This is a genomic window from Arthrobacter sp. BB-1, assembly GCF_006151685.1.
Lineage (GTDB): Bacteria > Actinomycetota > Actinomycetes > Actinomycetales > Micrococcaceae > Arthrobacter.
Map to the genome: position 1 here is coordinate 136,869 of NZ_VDEV01000002.1, position 24,864 is coordinate 161,732.

A 24,864-nucleotide genomic window follows, 5' to 3' on the forward strand; every position below is an offset into this window, starting at 1 on the left:
GTAGGGGGTGGGGCTGTTTAGTGGTTGGTGCGCTTGCGTACTTCGAAACCTGTGACCGTGACTGTGCCTTCGCCGGCGAACACGCCTATCCGCCCGGACGGAAGGTCATAGATCCTGGTGCTGAGGGCCACCTGGCGGTCCACCACGGCGACGCAGAGATCCCCTTCGACGACGACTTCCAGGGTGTGTTTACCGGGGCTGAGGTCGCAGGGGCGTTCGAGTTCAAGCTCGAACGGGACGTCGCCGGAGACGTGCCATTGGGCGTCGCCGGTGACCTTGCGGGGCCACCGGTCAAAGACCAACCGCCCCCGCTTCGGTTCCAGGCGAAGGATGTAGGAGTGGTCCCCGTCGGGGCTGGACCGCAGCAGCAAGCCGCATTCGGTGGTGCCGGCGTCGATGTCCAGTTCTGCCCTGGCGTAGAACTGGCCGGGCAGGTCCTCGTTGGAGACGGCAGCCGCGTAGCTGTCCGGTGCTCCCAGCCTGGCGGGCAGGGCGGGATCAAACGTCAGCGGGACGTCCTCGCAGAAACTTTCCACCAGTTCGTCGGCGAAGCCGAACGCCAGGGTCCCGTCGGCGTTCTGACGGGCCTCCAGAACCGCCATGGTGCCCGCCCACTGCCAGGCGCCGTCGTCGGAATTTCCTTCCTTGGACGCGATCCAGCCGAAGAAGAAGCGCCGGCCGTCCCGTTCCGCCGTCTTGGCGGCGTAGAAGGCCCGCCCGTCGATGGAGTCCCGGGCCGGCACCGTCCAGGGGCCGTCGGGGCTCTTGGCCATGCGGTAGCGGGTGGTGAAGTTTTCCGAAAACTCGGAGTAGACCATGTACCACCAATCGCCCCAGGAGAACACGTCCGGGCATTCATGGGTGATGTAGCGGCGGGGGTCCCAGAACGGTTCCGCGTACTCCCAGGCCAGCAGGTCCCTGGAGGTGCACTGGGCGATCACGCCGCGGCGCCGTTCAGGGCCCTCGGAGTGCCGGGCGGCAATGAGCATCCGCCACAGGCCGGCGGCCTCGTCGCGGAAAACGAAGGGATCCCGCCAGTCACCGGACTCGTATCCGGCGGGGGCGCCGAACGTGAGCTCCGGATGCTTCACCCAGGTCAGCATGCCGTCGGTGCTGGTGGCGTGCATGACCAGCTGCAGCGGGAGCCCGTCGGTTCCGAGGTTGTTCGGGTTCTGCCCTGTGTAGAACAAGTGGTGGACGCCGGGTTCGTCCGCCACAATGCTGCCGGTGTAGGCGTTGAAGTCGAGGTCGGTATCCGTTCCGTGGGGGAGGGCGACCCCATGGTCCTGGAACTGGATGAGGTCCTTGGTGGTCACCAGGTTCCATGCGGTTCCTGGTTTCGGTTCGGCGCGCACCTCGTGGAGGTAGAAGAGCCAGAACTCCCCGTTGTGCTCGAAAGGGATAAGGTCGCCCACCCATGCATCGGTGGGCTGGAAGAAGACCGGGTGATTCATCGGCGCTGATGTCCATTCTGCTAAAGCGTTTGATCACCCACAGGCTAACTGTTCCTGGGATGCCTGATCAAGCGTTTTAGCAAAAAATTGTTGGGACGCGCTTAAACGCTTGACCAATTCCGCAATCCGGATTAGCTTTTCCTGCTAAAGCGCTTGACCAAAAGGGCGGCTGTGGCGGACCAACGTAGGTTCCAGCAGCAGTGAGCCCCACCGTTGCGCACGGGCAGAGCCGCCCCCACGAGAGGAAGTCAAAGATGACCCATGCCATTTCCCGCCGCCATGTCCTGCAGGGCACGGGAGCCCTCGCATTGTTCGCAGGCAGCAACCTTGCTGCCGCCCCCGCCCTCGCCCAAGGTTCCCTGCGGGCCGTCTATCACATGACACCCCCGTCGGGTTGGCTCTGCGACCCCCAACGCCCGGTGTACCTGGACGGCGCCTACCACCTCTACTACCTGCACTCCACGCAGAACAACGGCCAGGGCGGTTGGGACCATGCCACCACCACGGACGCCGTATCCTTCGCCCATCACGGCGACGCGCTGCCGCTGCAGCCGGATTTCCCCGTTTGGTCGGGATCTGCGGTGGTGGACACGGCCAACACCGCCGGATTCGGGGCCGGCGCGGTCATCGCGCTGGCAACCCAGCCCACGGGCGGCATCCGAAAATACCAGGACCAGTACCTGTACTGGTCAACGAACGGCGGCTATTCATTCACGGCGCTTCCGGATCCCGTGATCGTGAACACGGACGGAAGGGCTGCCGCCACTCAGGCGGAGATCGACAATGCAGAGTGGTTCCGTGACCCGAAGATCCACTGGGATGCCGTCCGGCACGAGTGGGTGTGCGTGATCGGCCGCGCACGGTACGCAGCGTTCTACACTTCACCGAACCTGCGTGACTGGCAGCTGAAGCGTAACTTCGACTTTCCCAACCATGCGTTGGGCGGCATCGAGTGTCCCGACCTCTTCGAGATGACAGCCAATGACGGCACCCGGCATTGGGTGCTGGGTGCCAGCATGGACGCCTACAGCATCGGGCTGCCCATGACCTACGCCTACTGGACAGGACGGTGGGACGGGGAGCAGTTCCTTGCTGACGACGTCAACAGCCCGCAGTGGCTCGACTGGGGATGGGACTGGTACGGCGCTGTCACCTGGCCGGCCATCGAGGCGCCTGAAACGCGGCGGTACGCGATCGGCTGGATGAACAACTGGAAGTACGCCGCCCGGGACGTGCCCACCGATGCCACTGACGGGTACAACGGCCAGAATTCGGTGGTGAGGGAACTGCGCCTGGAGCGCCAGGCAGGCGGCTGGTATTCGTTGCTGAGCAGCCCGCTGGGCGCACTCACCCGGTACGCCGCCTCCACCACCGCATTCCCGGACCGCACGGTCAACGGCAGCGCGGTGTTGCCCTGGTGCGGCCGGGCATACGAGCTTGAACTGGACATCTCCTGGGACGCGGCGGCGAATGTCGGGGTTTCGGTGGGGCGCTCCACGGACGGCGCCAGGCACACGAACATCGGCAAATACGGCAACGAACTCTACGTGGACCGCGCGCCCTCGGACCAGCCGGGCTTCTCCCTGGCGCCCTATACGCGCGCAGCCGCTCCCATAGACCCCGCGGCACGCTCCGTGCATCTGAGGATCTTCGTTGATACGCAGAGCGTGGAGGTGTTCGTGAATGCCGGGCACACCGTGCTCTCCCAGCAGGTGCACTTTGCGAACGGCGACACGGGGATTTCGTTCTATACCGACGGCGGCCCGGCCACCTTCTCCGGCATCACCATCCGGTCCTTCGAATAACCCAAAAGGCCAAGGCCAAACGGCCCTACTACATCCCGCACTGGCCCCCTACGGTGGTTGCTGCGGGCGAAGTGCCGCCCGCTCCAGCCAAAATGTGAAGCAATCGAAAGCCTGGCAATGCGTCCCCTGGCGGGTGACATGCCGAGGGTATGCATCCGGCTTGGAGTGGAGGATGCGATGGAAACTCGTGCGGAGCCAAGTGCACTTTGGGCAAGAATCGGTGCGGTGGCGCTTCCCCTGGGCGTGGTCCTGCTGGTGGCCGCCACGGCGGTCCACCCGTCCCGGGAAGATGTCATGAACCACACGGCGGTATTCAGGGAGTACGCAGAGCGCAGCGACTGGATCGCCATCCACTTCACCCAGTGGGCGGCGGGCCTGGTGTTCTTCGGCGGACTGGTGGCCCTGTACTTTGCCATGCTGGGCAAGGGTGAAGGGCCAAGTCCGCTGGCACGCTTTGGCCTCGCCGCGATGATCCTGACCGCGGCTGCCATTGCCATGCTCCAGGCGGTGGACGGTGTTGCGCTCAAATGGGCAGTGGATGCCTGGGCCAAGGCCCCGGCGGACCAGGAACCTGCCGCCCTTTCGGCCGCCATGGGGTTGAGGTGGACCGAGTACGCGCTGCAAAGCTATTCCAATATCCTGCTTGGGCTCACGCTGGTCTTCTTCGGCCTTGCCCTGGCATTTGGCCACGCCTATGCCCGCTGGCCTGGCTGGCTGGCTGCAGCCTCGGGGGTCGCCTGGGTTGTCCACGGCGTCATGGTTTCCTATGTTGGCCTCTTCGATTCGGCGCCGCGGCTGGTGGCCCTTGTGCTGTTGGCCGCGTGGGCGTTCGTTATGGCCGTTCACATGTGGCCGAGGGGCCACGGCGCAGCCGCCCCCAGGGCTGCTGCGCCGCGGGGCTCTGCCACTGCCTGACCCGACCCGCTGGAAGCTAGATGATCGCTGCCCTCAGTTCCTTGGCGGCGACGGCGGGGTCGTCGGCGCTGTAGATGGAGCCGCCGACGACGGCCACATCGGCGCCTGCGCGCTGCACGGCTTCAATGGTGGACAGGTTCACGCCACCGGCGACGGAGAAAGGCACGCGGGCCTCTTCGCCGGCGTTCAGCAGCACGTCCAGGTTGTAGCCGGGCTTTGCCTGCTCATCCAGGCCGGCGTGGAATTCGATGAACTTGGCACCCAGTGCGCGGGCCTCCTGGGCGCGGCTTACCTTGTCCTGGACGCCGATCAGGTCCACCACAATGCCCTTGTTGTGGGCCTTGGCGGCCTTGACGGCGCCTGCGATGGTGGAGTCGTCGGCGCTGCCCAGCACGGAAACCAGGTCGGCGCCGGCGGCGAACGCGATTTCGGCCTCCAGTTCGCCGGCGTCCATGGTCTTCATGTCCGCGAAGACAATCTTGTCCGGGTGGGCGGTCTTGACGGCGGTGACGGCGGCAAGGCCTGCGTTCTTCACCAGCGGCGTGCCCAGTTCGATGATGTCCACGTACTCGGCGACTTTTCCGGCCAGGTCCAGGGCGGCTTCGACGGTGAGGACGTCCATGGCTACTTGCAGTTTCATTGTTCTTCTCTTTCGGGTTGGAACAGCGGATAGGGGGAGCGGAAACTTATTCGAGGTTTGCGTGGCGCTGCCAGAGATCCTCGGGGGCGGCAGCGTCCTCGTCCCACAGGGATTGGAACACCGCCTCGGTGGTGGCGAACAGCACCTGCTCAAAGAGGCTTCCCGAGTACTGCCGGGTCACCGCCGAACCGTGGTCCGTCTTCTGTGCGGCAGGGATGAGGACGACGGCGGCAGCGGCTGCCGCGAGCGGGGAACCACTGCTGGTGGTGTAGGCGGCCACGCGCGCGCCTTGGGCGGCGGCGGTTTCCGCTGCCTTGACCACACCGGCGGTGGTGCCGGAACCGGAGGCTGCCAGCAGCAGGTCCCCGGCACGGATGGCGGGTGCCGTGGTCTCGCCCACCACGTGGACCGTGAGGCCGAGGTGCATCAGCCGCATCGCCGCCATCTTCAGGACCAGGCCGCTGCGGCCGGCACCGGTGACGAAGACCCTGTCCGCCAGCCGAAGCTCGGTCACCAGGGCTGCGACCTCTGCGGGGTCGACGCACCGGAAGACGCTGCCCACCTCATCCAGGACCAGGGTGCGGTTGTGGTCAAAGGCCCGGGCGGTGCCGGTCAGGGGTGAACCCGCCACGGTTGCCGGGTCTGTTGCTGCGATGGTGTCCATGCCCGTACCTCCTTGAACGTAGTAGACCTTTCAATGCTCGCCCGTCAGTTGGGTGGGCCCAACGCCATGATGGGACGGTTTTTGCTATCCAAAGGGGTGGGTGTCCTGTGCCCGGCCCGTACACTGGGCGGGTGGAACGCTCCGAAACAGCCCTGCTTGAAGCAGTCGCCGCACTGGCCGCGGCTCCCCTGATGGACATCGCCCACCGGCTGAGGGCCGCCCTCAGCCCGTACTGGGAATCAAGCGCACTGGTGATCTTCACCGAGGACTGCACCGGCCGGCCGCAGAAGAAGGCCGGCGCCGAGGCCATCATCAGCCGCGTGTCCATCGCGGAACTGGACGCCATCCGCACCACCCTCGCCGCTGAAGGGAACAGCGGTGCAGCCCGGAGCGGTGCGGCTTGGAGCGGCGAAGCCGTGTTTGGCGGCGAGGGCCGCCCGCTCCTCGCCGTGTCGTCGCCCAGCAATGCGCTGCTGGTCCTTTCCGATCCGCAGCCCATCCACGCCCCGGTCGCCGGGCCGGACCCGCATTGGATCCTCCATTACCTCTGGACGCTGGCAGCCGAGCGGATCCGCGAAAAGGTGGCCGACGCGCCGCCGTCGTACCTCATCGAGTCCCGCGCGGCCTCGGCCGAACGCCTGCGCGTGACCGCCGAACTGGTGGACCAGCACTCCACCACCCTTGAGACCCTGCTCGCGGCGCTGAGGTCGCCGGCGCTGGCAGACGCCGCTGCCCGGACGGCGGCAACGGACGCCGCGGCGAAGGCCTTGGTGGGACTCCGCACGGTCAGTGACCGCACCACCGACCTGGTGGAGGAGCCCGTTGCGTCCGCGTTCCAGCGCCTCCGCGAGGACCTGCGCCCGCTGATGAGCTTCAGCGGCATCGACGTCCAGTTCATCGAGCCGCCGGTCAACGGCCGGGCGCTGCCGGGCGAAGTGGCGCACGCCGCCAGGGCGATCGTCCGCGGCCTGGTGCTGGCCATGGTGGATCAGCAGGGAGTGCGCCGGATCCGGACACAGTGGGACTGCGACGGCGCGAACCTGCTGGTCAACGTGCGCGACGACGGTCCCGGCGAGCTTTCCGCGGCGTCACCTGCCGTGGCACGCCTGGTCCAGCGGGTTGAGGCGCTCAACGGCAGCATGGGTGTGGATGTGATGCCGGGCTGGGGCGCCGACGTCGCCGTCACGCTCCCGCTCGACCCACCTGCCCGCCCGGCGGCCGACGTCGCGGGCTGGAACCTGGGGGAGCGTGAACTGGAGGTCCTCCAGCTCCTGGCTGCGGGCCAGCGGAACCGGGGCATCGCTGCGAAGCTCCACATCAGCGAGAACACGGTGAAATTCCATCTCCGCAACCTCTACCGGAAGCTCGGCGCCTCCTCCCGTACCGAAGCAATGGCGCTCGCGCACAGCAACGGCCTCCGTTAATTTCTCCTTGGCGCAGGCTACTTGAGAGTATTAGTCATGGCTGCGAAGAATGAACGCGAACCCGATGTCGACGCTGAAGCGGGCCAGCACGGCGGTGTCCAGTCCGTTGACCGGGCCCTCGCGGTCCTGGAGATCCTGGCGCGGGACGGCCATGCCGGCGTGAGCGACATTGCCGAGGAGATGGGCATCCACAAGTCCACCGTCTCCCGGCTCCTCGGTTCGCTGGTGAGCCGGGAAATGGTCCACCAGAACAGCGACCGCGGAAAGTACCAGCTGGGCTTCGGCATCCTGCGGCTGGCCAGCTCTATTCCGGGGCGGCTCAGCCTGGTCCGGGAGGCCCGGCCCGTCCTCGAGGCCCTGGCGGAGGAATTCAAGGAAACGGTGAACCTGGCCGTCCTCCGCTCCAACTACGCCGTCAACGTGGACCAGGCGATGGGCCCGTCAACCCTGGCCACCTATGACTGGGTGGGAAACCTGACGCCGCTGCATGCCACCTCGAGCGGGAAGGTCCTGCTGGCCGGGTTGCCGGCGGAAGACCGGGACCGCATCCTGAAGGAGACGGGACTCAAGGCACGGACGCCCCGGACCATCACCAACCGGAAGCAACTCGAAACCCAGCTGATCGACGTCGCCCGCGAAGGCTACGGCCTGGTGCGGGAGGAGTTCGAGATCGGGCTGACCGCTGTTGCCGTTCCGGTCTACAACCACCTGGGCGCCGTGATCGGGGCCATCAGCATTTCCGGCCCCGCGTTCCGCTTTGATCCGGAAAAGGCCCCGGGACTCATAGAGGCGCTGAAGCAGGGCGGCCTCCAGGTCAGCGCCAAGATGGGTTACACCGGGCGCCGGTAATTCGTTCCGGTAATTCGTTTCCGCAGCGGGGGCTGAACTTATTCCGGGCTGTCCCCGTGCACGCTGCTGAGGTTGTCCTCGGATCGGTCCAGGTACGCCAGCAGGAGATCCGCGGCGCGGTCCAGCTCGCCGGCTTCCAGTGCCTCGCAGATCGCCTCATTGTCCGGCAGGTATCGCTGGTAGAAGTGTGAGTCCGCGGTGGCTTTGTGGAAGAACAGGCGCATCTCGGCCAGGACCTGGGCCATGATGGTGTTCAGCCGCGGGCTCCGGGCCAAGGCAACAATCGCGCCGTGGAAATGCTGGTTGGCGGTGCCCCCCGCGTCATCGTCACCGGCAGCCGCAGCACGTTTGCCTTCCTCCACGGCGGCCCGGACGGCGGCCACGTCCTCCGGGCGCCCGCCCGCGCGCAGCGCGCTCACCTCGATGGCCCGGCGCACCGTGTAGACGTCATGGATGTCATCCGCCCCGAGGCTGGCGACAAAGACGCCCCGGTTGGGGTGGCGGACCACCAGCCGCTCGCTGGCCAGTTCCGCAAAGGCCTCCCGCACCGTGTTGCGGGAAACCCCCAGGTCCTCGGCGATGGTGGACTCGGTGAGGCGTGTCCCGGGGAGCAGGGCTCCCTCGGCCAGCTGCAGGCGGAGTTCGTCAGCCACCCGTTCCGCCACGGAAGGAACGGCCACCCGGAGGCGGCCTGCGGAACGGAGTTTGGTCTCTTGGGCGGGCATACTTCAGAATTTACACGATCGTCACATCGTCGAATCGAAGGATTGTTGAACAATCCGTAGATTTAGTGCATCCTAGTAAGGACCGCTCAATGAGATGGAGATCACAAGTGGCAAGCATCGACCTAAACAGCGACGTTGGCGAATCGTTCGGACACTGGACTCTCGGTGACGATGCCGCCATGTTCCGTTCCGTCACCAGCGCCAATGTTGCCTGCGGGTTCCACGCCGGCGATCCCAGCGTTATCCGCCGCACCTGCCGCGAAGCGGCTGCCGCAGGCGTTGCCATCGGTGCACATGTCGGCTACCGGGACCTCGCCGGTTTCGGCCGCCGCTTCCTGGACATCCAGCCCACTGAACTGGCTGACGACGTGGTGTACCAGATCGGTGCCCTGCAGGCGCTGGCCGCCGCAGAGGGAGCCCAGGTGCGCTACGTGAAGCCGCACGGCGGCCTCTACAACGCCATCATCCACCACACCGCCCAGGCCCAGGCCGTCGTCGACGCCGTGAAAGCGGTTGACCCCGGCCTGCCCATCATGGGACTTCCCGGTTCCGAAGTCCTGCGGCTTGCAGGGGAAGCGGGGCTGCGCCCGGTTACCGAAGCGTTCGCGGACCGCGCGTACAACCCGGACGGAACACTCGTTTCCCGGAGCCAGCCAGGTGCGGTCCTTTCCGACCCCGCCGAAGTGGCGGAGCATGTATTACGGATGGCAACCGAGGGGTCCGTCAGGACCATCAACGGTTCCGTCCTGAAGATCCGCGCGGACAGCATCTGCGTGCACGGTGACTCGCCCGGGGCCGTAGCCATGGCCACCGCAGTGAAGTCCGCTCTTGAGGACGCCGGCGTCAGCATCGGCTCGTTCCTCTAAATCCCTTTCCCGGCCGTTCACTGGCCTCCGCACCACCCCTCACCCCCGGAGGAAAAACATGACCAGCACCAACAAGGCAGCAAGGACCGCGGCAAGGAAGCCGCCGGCCGGTGCGCTGAAGGCCTACATCGCCAGCCTCACCGGCACGTCGCTTGAGTACTACGACTTCGCCATCTACTCCGTCGCCTCGGCGCTGGTGTTCCCCAAGATCTTCTTCCCCTCGAATGACGAGTTCGTGGGCCTGCTCCTGTCCTTCTCGGCCTTCGCGGTGGGGTACCTGGCCCGTCCAATCGGCGGCGTGATCTTCGGCCGCCTTGGCGACAAGATCGGCCGCAAGTACGTCCTCGTGTTCACCCTGGTGCTGATCGGCGTCGCCACGGTCCTCATCGGTGCGCTGCCCGACTACTCGGTCATCGGCGTCGCAGCCCCCACCATCCTGGTGCTCCTGCGCCTGGCCCAGGGCATCGGCGTCGGCGGTGAATGGGGCGGTGCGGTGCTGCTGTCCAGCGAATTCGGTGATCCCAACAAGCGCGGCTTCTGGTCCTCCGCTGCACAGATCGGTCCGCCGGCCGGCAACCTGATGGCCAACGGCGCCCTGGCTGTCCTGGCGGCCACGCTCAGCACCGAGGCCTTCCTCTCCTGGGGCTGGCGCGTAGCCTTCCTCGCCTCGGCCATCCTGGTGGTCTTCGGCCTCGTGATCCGCCTCAAGCTGGAGGAAACCCCGGTGTTCAAGGCCATCCAGGCAAAAGGCGACCGTCCCAAGGCACCCATCAAGGAAGTCTTTACCCGCGAGCCCCGGGCCCTGGTTTCCGCAGCCCTCTCACGCCTCTGCCCGGACGTCCTCTACGCACTGTTCACCGTGTTCGTGGCCGTCTACGCCACCAAGGAACTCGGCATGACCACCGGCAACGTGCTGGCCGCCATCCTCATCGGCTCCGCGTTCCAGCTCTTCCTCATCCCGGCCGCCGGTGCGCTGACGGACCGCTTCAACCGCCGCTGGGTCTACGGCGTGGCCGCCGCGGCCACCGCAGCCTACATTCCGCTGTTCTTCCTGATGATCCAAGGCAAATCCGTGGTGATGCTGACTATCGGCGTGGTGATCGGCCTGGCCCTGCACGCCTTTATGTACGGCCCGCAGGCCGCGTTCATCACCGAGCAGTTTCCGGCCCGCCTGCGCTACGCCGGCAGCTCGCTGGCCTACACCCTGGCCGGTGTGATCGGCGGCGCCGTGGCACCGCTGATCTTCACCGCCCTGTACGGCGCAGCGTCCGGCGGCTGGCACCTGATCGCGGGCTACATCGCCCTCACCGCGGTCATCACCATTGTGGGCATGCGCCTGGGCCGCGACCCCCAGCCGGAAGCGGACCTCCGCCTGCTCCACAACGGCCACGCGCAGGAGAGCCACGCCTGACCGGCGCGGATTGCCATGGAAACAGTCACCAACCCCACCACCGCGTCCCGGGTGCTCGCCCCCCGTGTTTTGGCCGTACGGCCGGTGGGCACGACGGCGGTGCTCGCCGAACTCTCCGGGCTCCAGGACGTGCTGGCGCTGCAGGCCCTCCTGCTGGAGCACCCGCTCCCCGGCCAGGTCGAGGTCCTGGCGGCCGCGGAAACCGTGATGGTCAAGGCGGACTCGCCCCAGGCCGCGCGCCGGCTGGCTGCCCGGCTGCTGGAGCTGGACCTGGCGGTCCACGCGCAGGCGGAAGGCAAGCTGGTGGTCATCGAGGCCGTGTACGACGGCGAGGACCTCGCCGACGTGGGACGGCTCACCGGCCTCGGTGCTGAGGGTGTTGTGGCAGCCCATACGGGGCAGGTCTGGACCGTCGCCTTCGGCGGCTTCGCCCCCGGCTTTGGATACATGGTGGGGGAGAACCAGCTGCTGGAAGTCCCGCGCCGCAGCTCCCCGCGGACCGCGGTTCCCGCCGGATCCGTAGCCCTGGCCGGCACCTATTCCGCCGTCTACCCCCGGCAGTCCCCGGGCGGCTGGCAGCTGATTGGCCGCACCGCCGCACGGATGTGGGACCTCGGCCGGGAGCAGCCTGCACTGGTTGCCCCGGGGGACCGGGTGCAGTTCCGGGCGGTACGCGAGCTCGTGGAGCTTTCCGCCCCGGACGCGGCTACGGTGCAGCCGGAGGCGCCGGAGGAACAGGGGCCCGCCGTCCGTTCCGGGTTGCGGATCCTCTCGCCGGGGCTGCAGAGCCTGGTCCAGGACCTTGGCCGGCCCGGCTACGGCGGCCTCGGCGTCTCTGCTGCCGGGGCCCTGGACCGTTCCTCCCTGCGCCGCGCCAACCGCATCGTGGGCAACGAGCCTTCGGCCGCCGTCGTCGAAACCGTTGCCGGCGGGCTGCGCGTGCAGGCCGTGGGTGACCAGGTGCTTGCAGTGACAGGCGCGCCGGCGGCACTGACTGTTGTGACGCCGGCGGATGTAGGTGCCAAAGCTGAAAGTACAGACGGCGGCGGCCGGCCGGAGCGGGTCCGCGAGGTCCCCATGGCCACGGCGTTTGCCCTGCTGGACGGCGAAATCCTGAACGTGGGAGCGCCCCAACGCGGCTTCCGCTCCTACCTCGCCATCCGCGGCGGCGCCGATGCCGAAGCCGTGCTTGGCAGCCGGTCCACCGACACGATGTCCGGGATCGGGCCCTCGCCGCTGGCCCCGGGGCAGGTGCTGGCCGCCGGAGCCGCCACGTCCTCCAACGTGGTGGGGAATCCCGAGCTGCAGCCGGACTTTCCGGACACCGGAGTGACGGTCCTGGATGTCGTGCCCGGCCCCCGCGATGACTGGTTCGACGCCGCCGCGCTGGAATCGCTCTGCGCCCAGGACTGGACGGTGACGCCGCGCTCCAACCGTGTGGGCATGCGCCTGGACGGTGAACCGCTCAAGCGGAGCCGGGACGGGGAACTGGCCAGCGAGGGGACCGTGGCCGGCGCCATCCAGGTCCCGCCGGAGGGGCAGCCCGTGCTGTTCCTGGCGGACCACCCCATCACCGGAGGCTACCCCGTGGTTGGCGTGGTGGTGGACCACCAACTGGACCTCGCCGCCCAGGTCCCCATCGGCGGCCGCATCAGGTTCCGCTGGGCCCCCGGATACGGCCTGCCCCTTGAACCGTCCAGCACTTCCCCCAACGATTCCCAGAAAAAGTGAGCAGCACATGCGCAAGGTCCTGATTGCCAACCGAGGAGAGATCGCCGTCCGCATCGCCCGTGCCTGCGAGGATGCCGGCCTGGAGTCCGTGGCCGTCTACGCGGATGTGGACGCCGACGCCCTGCACGTGGGCGCGGCCACCGAGGCCTACAGCCTGGGCGGAAACGCGCCGTCGGAAACCTACCTGGATATCCCCAAGCTGCTGCGCGTCGCGGCCGAGTCCGGAACGGACGCCGTACACCCGGGATACGGATTCCTGTCCGAGAACGCGGACTTTGCACAGGCCGTCTTGGATGCCGGGTTGACGTGGATCGGGCCCGCGCCGGAGGCCATCCGGCTGCTGGGCAACAAGATCACGGCCCGCGAAATCGCCGTCCGCGCGGGTGCGCCCCTGGTGGCCGGCAGCGACGGACCGGTGTCCTCAGCCGCGGAGGCGAGGGCCTTTGCGGAAGAGCACGGCCTGCCCATCGCCATCAAGGCTGCCTTCGGCGGCGGCGGGCGGGGGCTGAAGGTGGTGCGCAGCATGGACCAAATCGAGGAAGCCTTTGACTCGGCGGTCCGTGAAGCGGTGGTGGCCTTCGGCCGCGGCGAGTGCTTCGTGGAGCGGTACCTGGACCGGCCCCGGCACGTGGAAGCGCAGGTCCTGGCGGACCGGCACGGCAACGTGGTGGTGGTGGGAACGCGGGACTGCTCGCTCCAGCGCCGGCACCAGAAGCTGGTTGAGGAGGCCCCGGCGCCCTTCCTCACAGACCATCAGACCCAGCAGATTTACGACGCCGCCAAGGCGGTCTGCCGCGAAGCCTCATATACGGGGGCCGGAACGGTGGAGTTCCTGGTGGCCGCCGACGGCACCGTGGCGTTCCTTGAAGTGAACACGCGGCTGCAGGTGGAGCACCCCATCACTGAGGAAACCACCGGCGTGGACCTGGTCCAGGAGCAGCTGCGGATCGCTGCCGGTGAGCCCTTGCGCATCGCGGCCGATCCGCAACCCCGCGGGCACTCGTTCGAGTTCCGGCTCAACGCCGAGGACGTGGGGCGGGGGTTCCTGCCCTCCCCAGGAACCATCACCACGTTCAGCGGCCCAACGGGGCCGGGCATCCGGCTGGACTCTGGGGTCCGGGCCGGATCCATTGTTGCGCCGCAGTTCGATTCCCTGCTGGCCAAGCTGATCGTCACCGGAGCAGACCGGCAGCAGGCGCTCCGCCGGGCGCGCCGCGCCCTGGCGGAAATGGACATCGCCGGTGTGGCAACCGTCCTGCCGTTCCACCGCGCCGTGGTTGAGGCGCCGGACTTCACGTCTGAAACCGCTTTGGGGATCCACACGCGCTGGATCGAGACGGACTTCGCGGATTCCATTCCGGCTGATCCCCGGTTCGGCACCGCCGTTCCGGACGGTGCGCGGCGCACCATTACCGTCGACGTCGATGGCCGGCGCCACGCCGTCGGCCTTCCCGCGGCCCTGCTGGATGGCTGGGCACGTTCAGGCGCCGGCGTTCCCACGGGCGTTTCCCTCAACGGGCATTCTTGGAACGGGGAGAACGACGGCGGCCCCGTGGCTACCGTTGCCCACCCCGGCGAGCTGCGCGCGGACATGGCGGGGACTGTGGTGAAGTGGCTCGTCCAGCCGGGCGCCGTAGTGGCGGCGGGGGACCCCGTCGTCGTCCTTGAAGCCATGAAGATGGAAACCCAGGTCGCCGCCCACCGGGGCGGAACCGTCATGGACATCCGGGCGGAAGCCGGCGGCGTGGTGAACGCCGGGGCAGTCCTGGCGACGATCGGGGGTTAGGCGCCGAACAGCCTTATACGCCGAGCAGCGGGGCCAGCCAGCTGCTGTACCTGCGCCTCATAACGGAAAGACCCCGGACGAACGTCCGGGGTCTTTCCGTGCGTGCGTGCGGGCCGGGATCGGGAGGCGGGCCATGCCGGCCTGGCGGCATGCATCCGACATCCTTGTGCAATTGCCCGATTGCTTATTACGCAACGGCATGCGCTATTTGAAACAGGATGATCATTGGCGTGCCCGCTGTCAAGGATTCCCGCAATAAGACGCGGAGGGGGCGCAATAGAAGCAAAAACCCTTGACAAGCCGTGTGAGCTGACGCACTCTGTTGCATATTGCGAGTGCTGTTGTTCATAGCAGAACTCATCGATTGTCCCCGAACAAAGACAAAGGACCACCGTGCACAAGGGGGAAGCGTCGACGCCAGCGGCCGAACTCCCGGTACGCCACCACGAATTACCTGCGATCGATGGCGACATCGTGATCACTGAATCGACGGACGTCCCCAACGTCCCCCACGGCGGATGGACGGCCACGTCCAGGCGCCAGCCCGTGAATCCGAACTAAAGGACCTGCTCATGGCTTTAAACAGTGAAACCCGTCCGGACAACGACGTCTGGCCCGAAGCAGAAGACCTCCCCGCCTCCCACGATCCTGGGTTCGAGGCCGAAGACACCGAACAGATCATGCAGGAACTCCGCCAGACCAAGGCCGAACAGGCCGTGGCTGAGCGCCGGAACCGGAAACTCACCCTGGACAAGGCCACCTTCGGCATCACCGGTGTCCTCGCCCTGGCCTTCGTGGCCTGGGGTTTCCTGGGCCGGGACAGCCTGGCCGCCACCTCAACCCTCGCCCTGGATTGGGTGATGGAATACACCGGCTGGCTCTTTATGGTCCTGGCCTCGCTGTTCGTTGTGTTTGTCCTCTGGCTGGCCCTCGGCAAATGGGGCAACATCCCCTTGGGCAAGGACGGCGAAAAGCCCGAGTTCCGTACAGTCTCCTGGATCGCCATGATGTTTGCGGCCGGCATGGGCATCGGCCTGATGTTCTACGGTGTGGCTGAACCGCTGTACCACTACATCTCCCCGCCGCCGGGAACGGTGGACGGACGCACGCCCGCGGCAATCCAGACCGCCATGGCCACCTCCATCTTCCACTGGACGCTGCACCCCTGGGCCATGTACGCCGTCGTCGGCATCGCCATGGCCTACGGCACCTACCGCCTCGGCCGCCGTCAGCTGATCTCCGCGGCGTTCACCTCGCTGTTCGGCATCAGGACGGTGGAAGGGCCGGTGGGTAAGTTCATCAACATCCTGGCGATCTTCGCCACGCTCTTCGGCACGGCGGCCTCCCTGGGCCTCGGTGCCCTCCAGATCGGCAGCGGCCTGACGTCGAACGGCTGGATCGGCGAGATCGGCACCCCCGTCCTCGTGGCCATCGTCGCCGTCCTGACAGCCTGCTTCGTGGCCTCGGCAGTGTCCGGCATCAGCCGCGGCATCCAGTGGCTGTCCAACATCAACATGGTCCTGGCCGTGCTCCTGGCGCTCATCGTCTTCGTCGCCGGGCCCACCTTGTTCATCCTCAACCTCATCCCCGCTGCAGTGGGCGACTACGCCAGGGACCTGGCGGAAATGTCATCACGCACCGAGGCCGTTGGTGATGAGGCGCTCCGGACGTGGATGTCCGGCTGGACCATCTTCTACTGGGCATGGTGGGTGTCCTGGACGCCCTTCGTGGGCATGTTCATCGCCCGCATCAGCCGCGGCCGCACTATCCGGCAGTTCGTCACCGGCGTCCTGCTGGTGCCCAGCATCGTGAGTGTCATCTGGTTCGGGATCTTTGGCGGCACGGCCTTCAAGGTCCAGGAAGACGCGGACAAGGCGGGCACTCCGGGACTGGTGTCCATGGCCAGCGGCTCCCCGTCCATCGACTTCGACGGAGCCTTGTTCGACCTGGTCCGGAACATGTCCATGCCGGGCTGGCTGACCGCATCCGTCATCGTCCTTGCCATGGTCCTGGTGGCCATCTTCTTCATCACCGGTGCCGACTCGGCGTCGATCATCATGGCGTCACTGAGCTCCAACGGATCCTCCGATCCGAAGCGCGGACTGGTCATCTTCTGGGGCCTCCTCACCGGCGCAGTCGCCGCCGTGATGATGCTTGCCGGCGGTGATGAGCCCTCCGAGGCGCTGTCCGGCCTGCAGCGCATCACCATCGTGGCCGCCCTGCCGTTCGTGCTGGTCATGCTGCTGCTCTGTTTCGCCCTGGTCAAGGACCTGCGGCGGGACCCGCTGTCCCTGCGGCGGCGGCTGGCGGACTCCGTAGTGGAGCGCGCCATCCGTACCGGCGTGGACCAGCATGGCGGCGTCCAGTTCGACCTCGTCACCAAGCATGAATGCGGCGACCGCTGCCCGGACGGCACCTGCCCGGGAGACAGTCCAGACCGTGATGCAACCAGCAGCGATTCCCCGAAAGCCGGCGCTACCACCGGCGAAACCCGTTGACGCCATCAAACCGGCACCCACACTTTAGGAGCACGCCATGACCATCGTTATCGAGAACATCCCGTCAGGCAGCGCCACTGTCGGCGCCCCTGCCAGCAGCACCGCCGCAGCCGCCGCCGCCACGGCGGGCCCCACCACCCGCCAGGCCCAGTTCGTCCTCAGCCTGTCCTGCCCCGAGCAGCCCGGCATCGTCCGCGCCGTCACGGCCTTCCTGGCGGACCGCGGCTTCGACATCGTGGAGCACCAGCAGTTCGACGACCACGTCAGCGGCAAGCTCTACCTCCGCACGGCCTTCACCGCCGGCGACCTCAACTCGCACGACGTGGACAGCCTCACCGGTGAGTTTTCCCCAATCGCCGGCGAGTTCGGCATGGACTTCACTTTCAACGACGGCAAGCCCCAGCGGCTGCTGATCATGGTCTCGAAGTTCGGCCACTGCCTTAACGACCTCATCTTCCGGTGGCAGGCCGGAAGCCTTGGTGCGGAGATCGCCGTCGTGGTTTCCAACCATGAGGACCTGCGTCCCATGGCGGAGGCCGCGGGCCTGCCCTTCATCCACGTTCCGGTGACTGCAGCAACCAAGCCCGAAGCCGAGGCCCGGCTGCTGGAACTGGTGGCCGAGTACAACGCGGACCTGGTGGTCCTGGCCCGCTACATGCAGGTCCTGTCCAACGACCTGTGCGAAAGCCTCCGCGGCCGCGCCATCAACATCCACCATTCCTTCCTGCCCGGCTTCAAGGGCGCCAAGCCGTACCACCAGGCCTACGACCGCGGCGTGAAGCTCGTCGGGGCCACCGCCCACTACGTGACGGCAGACCTTGATGAGGGACCCATCATTGAGCAGGAGGTGTTCCGGGTGGACCACAGCCTGGACGCGGATGCGCTGGTAACCGTGGGCCGCGACGCCGAAACACAGGCGCTGGCCCGGGCCGTCAAATGGCACTGCCAGCACCGCGTCCTGCTCAATAACACCCGCACCGTCGTCTTCCGCTAACGCCAACGCCCGCAAAGCCAAACAGGAGAAACAAAACCCATGAGCGCATCACCACGCGTTGTCATCATCGGCGCCGGCATTGTCGGAACCAACCTTGCCGACGAACTCACTGCCCGGGGCTGGACCAACATCACGGTGGTGGAACAGGGCCCGCTGGAACTTGCCGGCGGCTCCACCTCGCACGCGCCGGGCCTGGTGTTCCAGAACAACCCGTCGCGCACCATGACTGAGTTCGCCACCTACACAGTGAACAAGCTGCTGGCCCTGAGCAAGGACGGCGAGTCCTGCTTCAACCAGGTGGGCGGCCTGGAGCTGGCAACCACCCCCGAGCGCCTCGCCGACCTCAAGCGCAAGATGGGTGTGATGACCTCCTGGGGCGTCGAAAGCCGGATCGTCGACGCCGATGAATGCGAGAAGATCTACCCCCTCCTGAACACCGGCAAGCTGACCGGCGGCCGTGAAGTGCTGGGCGGCCTGCTCATCCCCACCGACGGCGTGGCCCTGGCCGCCCGGGCAGTGCAGCTGCTGATTGAGCGCTCCAGCGGGCGTGGTGTGACCTTCCTCGGCTCCACGACGGTGACAGGCATCGCCCAGGAGGGCGGCAAGGTGACCGGCGTCGAAACCGACAACGGACTTATCCCGGCGGACATCGTGGTGTCCTGTGCAGGTTTCTGGGGCCGTGAACTCGGCAAGATGGTGGGGCTGGAAGTCCCGCTGCTGCCGCTGGCCCACCAGTACGCCATCAGCACCCCGCTGCCCGAACTCGAAGGCGTCAACGAGCTCCCCAAGGGCGCCAGCAAGCCCATCCTGCGCTACCAGGACAAGGACCTTTACTACCGCGAATGGGGCGACCGCATCGGCATCGGCAGCTATGCCCACCGCCCCATGCCGGTGGACATGTCCGCCTTGCCGAAGGTCCCCGCAGAGGAAATGTCGGACCACCGCATGCCTTCCCGCCTGGACTTCACCCTGGAAGACTTCCTGCCCGCCTGGGAGGACAGCCAGGACCTGCTGCCGGCACTGCGCGGCTCCGAGATCCAGGACGGCTTCAACGGCATCTTCTCCTTCACCCCCGACGGCGGCCCGCTCATGGGCGAAGCGCCCGACCTCCAGGGCCTGTTCGTGGCCGAAGCCGTCTGGGTCACGCACTCGGCCGGCGTAGCCAAGGCAATGGCGGAGCTGCTGGTGGAAGGCCGGTCCCGCGCGGACCTGCACGGCTGCGAGCTCACCCGTTTCGAGAAGGTGCAGACCTCCGACGCCTACGTCAGTGAGACGTCGCAGCAGAACTTCGTGGAGATCTACGACGTGATGCACCCGTTGCAGCCCAGGGAATCCCCGCGGGACCTGCGCGTAAGCCCGTTCAACGTCCGGCAGAAGGAACTGGGGGCGTTCTTCCTGGAGTCCGCCGGCTGGGAGCGGCCGCACTGGTTCGAGGCCAACCGCGGGCTGCTCGAGGAGCTTCCTGCCGAGTGGCAGACGCCGGAGCGGGACTCCTGGTCCGCTATGTTCTCTTCCCCCATCTCCGCAGCGGAGGCGTGGAAGACGCGCACCGCCGTCGGACTTTTCGACATGACGCCGCTGAAGCGGCTGTCCGTGGTGGGTCCGGGCGCGCAGGCGCTGCTGCACCGGCTCAGCACGGGCAACATTGCCAAGAAGCCGGGTGCCGTGACGTACTGCCTGCTGCTGGAGCACGACGGCGGCATCCGCAGTGACGTGACCGTCGCACGGCTGGCGGAGGAAGACTTCCAGCTGGGCGTCAACAGCAACGTGGACTTCGACTACCTCCGGGTGGAGGCCCGGAAGCAGTCCGCTGCCGATCCAAGCCAGTGGGTGCATGTCTCCGACATCACCGGCAGCACCTGCTGCATCGGGCTGTGGGGCCCGCTGGCGCGCGAAGTGATCGGCAAGGTCAGCTCCGACGACCTCACCAACGACGGCCTGAAGTACTTCCGCACCAAGGAAATCTCGGTGGGCGGCATCCCGGTGACGGCCATGCGGCTCTCCTACGTGGGCGAACTCGGCTGGGAGCTCTACACCACCGCCGAGTACGGGCTGAAGCTCTGGGACCTGCTGTTCGAGGCGGGCCGGGAGCACGGCATCATCGCGGCCGGCCGCGGCGCGTTCAACAGCATGCGGCTCGAGAAGGGCTACCGGCTGTGGGGCACGGACATGACGTCCGAGCACCACCCGTACGAGTCCGGCCTGGGCTTCTCGGTGGCCAAGGACAAGACCGGCTTCGTGGGTGCAGAGGCCCTGGCTGAGCGCAAGGAGCAGCCCGCAACGCGTGCGCTGCGCTGCCTGACGGTCGACGACGGCACGTCCATCGTGCTGGGCAAGGAACCGGTGTACGTGGCCGGGGAAGCCGTTGGATACGTCACCAGCGCGGCCTACGGCTACACCGTCCGCAAGCCGATCGCCTACGCCTGGCTGCCGGCTTCGGTGTCAGAAGGGGACGCGGTGGAGATTGAGTACTTCGGCAAGCGCATCGCCGCAACTGTCACCCCGGAGCCGCTCTTCGACCCGGGCATGGAGCGCCTCCGCGGCTAACGCTGGTTGAGCCGGACTAGCCGGGGGTCGCCGAAGAGGCGGCCCCCGGTTTTCCGTCTGTGCGGGCCATCCCGCGGGGCTGAACGGTCCGGTCCTAAAATGTCAGACCCCCTTGTCATGATGGCTTTATGGGGCAGGCAGCGGTGGCGAAGGCATATGCGGACATCAAGGCCGCTCTTGCTGTGCTCAACGCCGAGGTGGATGGGTGCGGTGCGGAGCCCTTTTCGGCTGCTGACCCTTTGGCGGGGCTGGCGGATGGGTGCCTGAACATCCTTGCGGGGGTGCGGGAAGTGGAGGCCGGGTTCGCGGGTTTGAAGGCCCGTGCTGCCGTGACGTACGCGGACACCGCCCACGCTCTCGCCGCTCCCGGTATGCCGGTGCAGGCGCAGGAGATGGCCATTGCCGCGGAAATCGGCGCCCTGCTGGCCCTTGGTTCCCGTGCGGCAGGTGCGTTCATGGCCGCCTCACATTCCCTGGTCAAGGAACTGCCGCTGACATTGTCGGCATTGCAGGGCGGGACGATTTCCTGGCAGCACGCCCTGGTGATGGTGGACGAAACGGCCACCCTTGACCGGGCCGGCACGGCGGCACTGGAGGCACACTTCCTGGACCCGGCTGTGCCGAGGCCGCCTGCTGCCGCGGTGATCGGGGAGATCCCGGCGTACCGGTTCAAGGCCAAAGCCCGGACCTGGCGGGAGCGCCACCACGTCGAATCCATCGAGAAGCGCCACGCCAAGGGGATCGCGGACAGGCGCGTCGAGTACCGGCCGGACCAGGACGGCATGGCCTGGCTCTCCGCCTACCTGCCCGCCCACCAGGCCACGGCGATCTGGAACAGGCTCACCGCCACCGCGCGGAAATCACAGGGACCGGAGGAGAACCGGACCCTCACCCAACTGCGGGCGGACCTGTATGCCGGATGGCTCCTCGGCGGCACCAGCAGCCCAGCAGCCACCCTCCCAGGGACCAGTGGGAACACGGGTCCAGGAACCGATGACGGCAATGCCCCGACAGCCGGTCCCCGAAACGGTGACGCCACAGGTCCAGGAACCGGTGCAGGCAATTCCTCGGGGATCGGGGCGCAGGTCCTGGTCACGGTGCCGGTGTTCTCCCTGATGGGCCTGACTGACGAACCCGCGATGCTGGACGGCTACGGCTCCATCCCGCCGTCCATGGCCCGCCAACTCGTCGAAGGCCGGGCTGCTTCGTTCTACAGGGTACTGGTGGATCCCCGCGACGGGGCCCCGTTGGAGATCGGCCGGACCAGCTACCGCCTCACCAAAGCCATGAAGAAGACGCTGCAGCTGCGGGACGGCAAATGCACGTTCCCCGGCTGTAACAACCCCTCCCTGGACAATGAGGCAGACCATCTGCAGGCCTGGCAGCACGGCGGCGCAACCGGAATCAGCAATCTTGCCCAGCTCTGCCCGAAGCATCACCGCCTCAAACACAACACCGGCTGGAAACCCGCCCCGGCCAGTAAAACCGAACCACCGGGCTGGACTTCACCGACCGGACGGCACTACAAAGCTGAACACCACGACTGGGAATCACCACAGTGGCCCCAGCAGTTGGCACCACCTCAGAAAGGCCGCAACCATCCACGACCGTCACCGGGCGACCCTCCTGACTTCATGTATTTCAAGCTCTCGCCCGGAGAAGAAGCACTCGAACGGTTCCTGCACGCGCCACCCGCCTGAACGACACCCTGCAATGTTCATGCCCGGACCAAGACGGCCTCACTCGCGCCGCTGCGCCCCTGCGCCTTGGATGCTTACCTGCCAGCCTTTCCGGTGCCCGACTGCCCCTTGCCCTGGGCCTCGCCCAGTGCTTGGCTGTTGGGATGGCTGATGACCAGGTTTCCGAGAACGTTCCGTCCGATGAGCACCTGCGGCAGGATGTCGCGCCGGAGGCCGGGGGAGAACCCCAGGACGCAGCACCCCAGGACGCAGCACCCCAGGGCGCAGCGGACCGCGCTTTTACGCCAGGGCAGACCAACGCCGGCCAACAGGTGGCCGGGCTCGCCTCGGCCAGTGGCTACGGCAAGGACCTGGATCCCGAGGCCGAGCCCGACGGCAACAATCCGGTCTAGGCAACCGGTCAGGGACCAAAACAGCGACGGCGACATCCGGCACGTGCCGGATGTCGCCGTCGTCGTAATGCCTGGCTGGGACCCCCGAGGGGAGTGGAAGACTACACCGCTGCGGCCGGTTCCAGCTCTTCTGAAGAAACCTGCGCGGCCTCTTCAGCAAGGTGCGGGACAAAGCGGACAAACATGGCCTTGAAGCCGGGGGTATTGGATTCCCGGGCCACGTTTTCCTTGTGCACCAGCGCGTTGGCCTCCGGGAAGTACGCGGCGGCGCAGCCCTTGGCGGTGGGGTAGGCCACCAGGCGGAACTTGTCCGCCTTCCGGTCATGCCCACGGAAGGTGCTGACCACGTCCACCAGGTCGCGGTCCTTGAAACCCAGCTCCACCAGGTCCTCCGAGTGGATCAGGATGACCCGGCGGCCGCCGGAGATGCCGCGGTAGCGGTCGTCCAGGCCGTAGTAGGTGGTGTTGTACTGGTCATGGCTTCGGATGGTCTGGAGAACCAGGTGGCCGTCGGGTGGGGTGAGGTATTCGAGCGGGCTGACCGTGAAGCGGCCCCGGCCGATGTCGGTCTTGAAGGACCGGGTGTCGCGGGGCGGGTTGGGCAGCACGAACCCGTTCTTGGTCCGCACCCGGGTGTTGAAATCCTCGAAGCCGGGCAGGACACGGGAGATGTGGTCGCGGATCACGTCGTAGTCCTCGGCCATGGCTTTCCAGTCAACGGAGTGGCCCGGACCGAACGTGGCCTCGGCCATGCGGGCCACGATCACAGGCTCGGAGAGCAGGTGCTCGGAAACCGGGGCAAGGCGGCCCTGGGTGGAGTGGACCACGGACATGGAGTCTTCCACGGAGAGGAACTGGGCGCCGTTGGGGTGCTTGTCGTCCTTGTCCGTCCGGCCCAGCGTGGGCAGGATCAGCGAGGTGCGGCCGTGGACGATGTGGGAGCGGTTGGGTTTGGTGGAAATGTGCACGGTCAGCCCGATTCGCTGCATCCCGGCTTCCAGGGTCTCGGTGTCGGAGCAGGCCAGGGAGAAGTTGCCGCCCATGGACACAAACACGTCCACCTCGTCGCGTTCGAACGCTTCCATGGCTTCGACGGCGTCGTACCCGTGGTGCCGTGGCGAAGTAATCCCGAACTCGGTGTCCAGCGCTGCGAGGAGCCATTCCTTGGGTTTTTCCCAGATACCCATGGTCCTGTCGCCCTGGACGTTGGAGTGTCCGCGGACGGGGCAGGCCCCGGCGCCGGGCTTGCCGAAGTTGCCCTGCAGGAGCAGGACGTTGACCATTTCCTTGATGGTGTCCACCGAGTGCGGCTGCTGCGTCACGCCGAGGGCCCAGCAGAAGATGGTGGCCTTGGACTTGATGAGCATCCCGGCCACGGTTTCGATCTGGGCCCGGGTCAGGCCAGTGGCCTTCTCCGTTTCCGCCCAGTCGAGTTCGGCGCGCGCCTGGCGGTAGGCGTGGAACCCGTCCGTCTGCGCGTCGATGAAGGAATGGTCGACGACGGTCCCCGGGTTGCGCTCTTCCTCAGCCAGCAGCAGGTGGCCGAGCGCCTGGAACAGCGCCAGGTCACCGCCCACCTTGATCTGCAGGTACTCGTCCGCGAGGGGCGTGCCGCCGCCCACCACGCCGGAAACGGTCTGCGGGTCCTTGAAGTTGAACAGGCCGGCCTCGGGCAGCGGGTTGACCGCCACCACCTTGCCGCCCTTGTCCTTGCATTCCTTCAGCGCGGAGAGCATGCGCGGGTGGTTGGTGCCGGGGTTCTGCCCCACCACGAAGATCAGCTCGGAGTCGTGGATGTCGTCGAGCGAAACGGTGCCCTTGCCGATGCCGATGGTCGGGTTCAAGGCCGAACCCGAGGACTCGTGGCACATGTTGGAGCAGTCCGGCAGGTTGTTGGTGCCGATGGCCCGGGCGTAGAGCTGGTACATGAACGCGGTCTCGTTCGCGGTCCGCCCGGAGGTGTAGAAGACGCAGCGGTCCGGAGTTGAAGCCCGGACGTGCTCGCCAATCAGCTCGAAAGCATCGGCCCACGAGATCGGTGAGTAGTGGGTCTCGCCGGCCCGGATCACCATCGGTTCACTCAGCCGGCCCTGGTTTCCCAGCCAGTACTCCGTCTTCGTCGAAAGCTCGGCGATGGAGTGCTTGGCCCAAAACTCGGCGCCCACGGTGCGGAGCGTATTCTCCTCCGCCACCGCCTTGGCGCCGTTCTCGCAGAACTCCGCCGCCTTGCGCTTCCTGTCCGATTCCGGCCACGCGCAGCCGGGGCAGTCGAATCCGCCCCGCTGATTCAACCGCAGCAATGAATGCGCCGTCCGGGCCACGCCGGCCTGCGCAACCGCGCGCTCCAGCGCCACCATCACGGCCTTGACGCCCGCTGCCTCGGTCTTGGGCTTGTGGACCTCAAGGTTGTCCTCGTTGATGTCCGCGTCGGGGGCGGGCTGCTTACCGAACTTCATCGTTCCA

19 protein-coding genes are annotated in these 24,864 nt (G+C 66.9%); 14 read left to right on the forward strand and 5 right to left on the reverse strand.

Annotation, left to right across the window (positions count from 1 at the left end):
- Positions 1-17: 17 nt before the first annotated feature.
- Positions 18-1,454: a GH32 C-terminal domain-containing protein gene (locus tag FHJ30_RS01005; RefSeq protein ID WP_139027408.1), complete on the reverse strand. Its 1,437-nt coding sequence runs from the start codon at positions 1,452-1,454 to the stop codon at positions 18-20.
- Positions 1,455-1,708: 254 nt separating this feature from the next.
- Between FHJ30_RS01005 and FHJ30_RS01010 the strand changes: the two genes are divergently transcribed.
- The gene (locus FHJ30_RS01010; RefSeq protein ID WP_139027409.1) at positions 1,709-3,259 is read left to right on the forward strand and encodes a glycoside hydrolase family 32 protein; all 1,551 of its coding nucleotides are present in this window, start codon (positions 1,709-1,711) and stop codon (positions 3,257-3,259) included.
- A 225-nt stretch (positions 3,260-3,484) separates the two neighbouring features.
- A complete protein-coding gene (locus FHJ30_RS01015) occupies positions 3,485-4,174 on the forward strand; it encodes a hypothetical protein (protein ID WP_139027410.1) in 690 nt (229 codons plus the stop codon).
- A gap of 16 nt (positions 4,175-4,190) precedes the next feature.
- On the opposite strand, the gene hxlA is transcribed toward FHJ30_RS01015, so the two are convergent.
- Both hxlA and hxlB read right to left on the reverse strand, forming a co-directional pair.
- Positions 4,191-4,814 (reverse strand): 3-hexulose-6-phosphate synthase, encoded by a 624-nt coding sequence (gene hxlA, locus FHJ30_RS01020; RefSeq protein ID WP_139027411.1) that lies wholly within the window; start codon positions 4,812-4,814, stop codon positions 4,191-4,193.
- Positions 4,815-4,860: 46 nt separating this feature from the next.
- Entirely contained in the window at positions 4,861-5,478 is a 618-nt protein-coding gene (gene hxlB, locus FHJ30_RS01025) for a 6-phospho-3-hexuloisomerase (RefSeq protein WP_139027412.1), read from the reverse strand.
- A 191-nt stretch (positions 5,479-5,669) separates the two neighbouring features.
- Here hxlB and FHJ30_RS01030 point away from each other — a divergent pair, with 191 nt between their 5' ends.
- Entirely contained in the window at positions 5,670-6,902 is a 1,233-nt protein-coding gene (locus FHJ30_RS01030) for a response regulator transcription factor family protein (protein WP_139027589.1), read from the forward strand.
- A 36-nt stretch (positions 6,903-6,938) separates the two neighbouring features.
- Positions 6,939-7,751 carry an IclR family transcriptional regulator gene (locus FHJ30_RS01035; protein WP_139027413.1) on the forward strand — a complete coding sequence of 271 codons (813 nt, stop codon included), beginning with the start codon at positions 6,939-6,941 and terminating at the stop codon, positions 7,749-7,751.
- 38 nt (positions 7,752-7,789) lie between these two features.
- Here the strand turns inward: FHJ30_RS01035 and FHJ30_RS01040 are convergent, their stop codons facing one another.
- Positions 7,790-8,476 (reverse strand): GntR family transcriptional regulator, encoded by a 687-nt coding sequence (locus FHJ30_RS01040; protein WP_139027414.1) that lies wholly within the window; start codon positions 8,474-8,476, stop codon positions 7,790-7,792.
- A gap of 107 nt (positions 8,477-8,583) precedes the next feature.
- Between FHJ30_RS01040 and FHJ30_RS01045 the strand changes: the two genes are divergently transcribed.
- From FHJ30_RS01045 to FHJ30_RS01085, 10 genes are all read left to right on the forward strand, one after another.
- Positions 8,584-9,342 carry a LamB/YcsF family protein gene (locus FHJ30_RS01045; protein ID WP_171058873.1) on the forward strand — a complete coding sequence of 253 codons (759 nt, stop codon included), beginning with the start codon at positions 8,584-8,586 and terminating at the stop codon, positions 9,340-9,342.
- Between the two features lie 58 nt (positions 9,343-9,400).
- Positions 9,401-10,753 carry an MFS transporter gene (locus FHJ30_RS01050; RefSeq protein ID WP_139027416.1) on the forward strand — a complete coding sequence of 451 codons (1,353 nt, stop codon included), beginning with the start codon at positions 9,401-9,403 and terminating at the stop codon, positions 10,751-10,753.
- 15 nt (positions 10,754-10,768) lie between these two features.
- On the forward strand, positions 10,769-12,484 hold the full coding sequence (locus tag FHJ30_RS01055; protein WP_139027417.1) for a 5-oxoprolinase/urea amidolyase family protein: 1,716 nt from the start codon (positions 10,769-10,771) through the stop codon (positions 12,482-12,484).
- 7 nt (positions 12,485-12,491) lie between these two features.
- Entirely contained in the window at positions 12,492-14,270 is a 1,779-nt protein-coding gene (locus FHJ30_RS01060; RefSeq protein WP_139027418.1) for a biotin carboxylase N-terminal domain-containing protein, read from the forward strand.
- A gap of 393 nt (positions 14,271-14,663) precedes the next feature.
- Complete coding sequence (locus FHJ30_RS21240; RefSeq protein ID WP_171058874.1) at positions 14,664-14,831, forward strand: hypothetical protein; 168 nt, start codon at positions 14,664-14,666, stop codon at positions 14,829-14,831.
- Between the two features lie 11 nt (positions 14,832-14,842).
- Positions 14,843-16,768: a BCCT family transporter gene (locus tag FHJ30_RS01065; RefSeq protein ID WP_139027419.1), complete on the forward strand. Its 1,926-nt coding sequence runs from the start codon at positions 14,843-14,845 to the stop codon at positions 16,766-16,768.
- A 37-nt stretch (positions 16,769-16,805) separates the two neighbouring features.
- Positions 16,806-17,762: a formyltetrahydrofolate deformylase gene (purU, locus tag FHJ30_RS01070; RefSeq protein ID WP_139027420.1), complete on the forward strand. Its 957-nt coding sequence runs from the start codon at positions 16,806-16,808 to the stop codon at positions 17,760-17,762.
- 39 nt (positions 17,763-17,801) lie between these two features.
- Positions 17,802-20,309, forward strand: a complete 2,508-nt coding sequence (locus FHJ30_RS01075) for an FAD-dependent oxidoreductase (protein ID WP_139027421.1) — start codon at positions 17,802-17,804, stop codon at positions 20,307-20,309.
- 128 nt (positions 20,310-20,437) lie between these two features.
- Positions 20,438-22,009, forward strand: a complete 1,572-nt coding sequence (locus FHJ30_RS01080) for an HNH endonuclease signature motif containing protein (protein WP_139027422.1) — start codon at positions 20,438-20,440, stop codon at positions 22,007-22,009.
- A 143-nt stretch (positions 22,010-22,152) separates the two neighbouring features.
- Positions 22,153-22,401 carry a hypothetical protein gene (locus tag FHJ30_RS01085; protein WP_139027423.1) on the forward strand — a complete coding sequence of 83 codons (249 nt, stop codon included), beginning with the start codon at positions 22,153-22,155 and terminating at the stop codon, positions 22,399-22,401.
- A 101-nt stretch (positions 22,402-22,502) separates the two neighbouring features.
- Here the strand turns inward: FHJ30_RS01085 and FHJ30_RS01090 are convergent, their stop codons facing one another.
- The gene (locus tag FHJ30_RS01090; protein WP_139027424.1) at positions 22,503-24,857 is read right to left on the reverse strand and encodes an FdhF/YdeP family oxidoreductase; all 2,355 of its coding nucleotides are present in this window, start codon (positions 24,855-24,857) and stop codon (positions 22,503-22,505) included.
- Positions 24,858-24,864 lie beyond the last annotated feature (7 nt).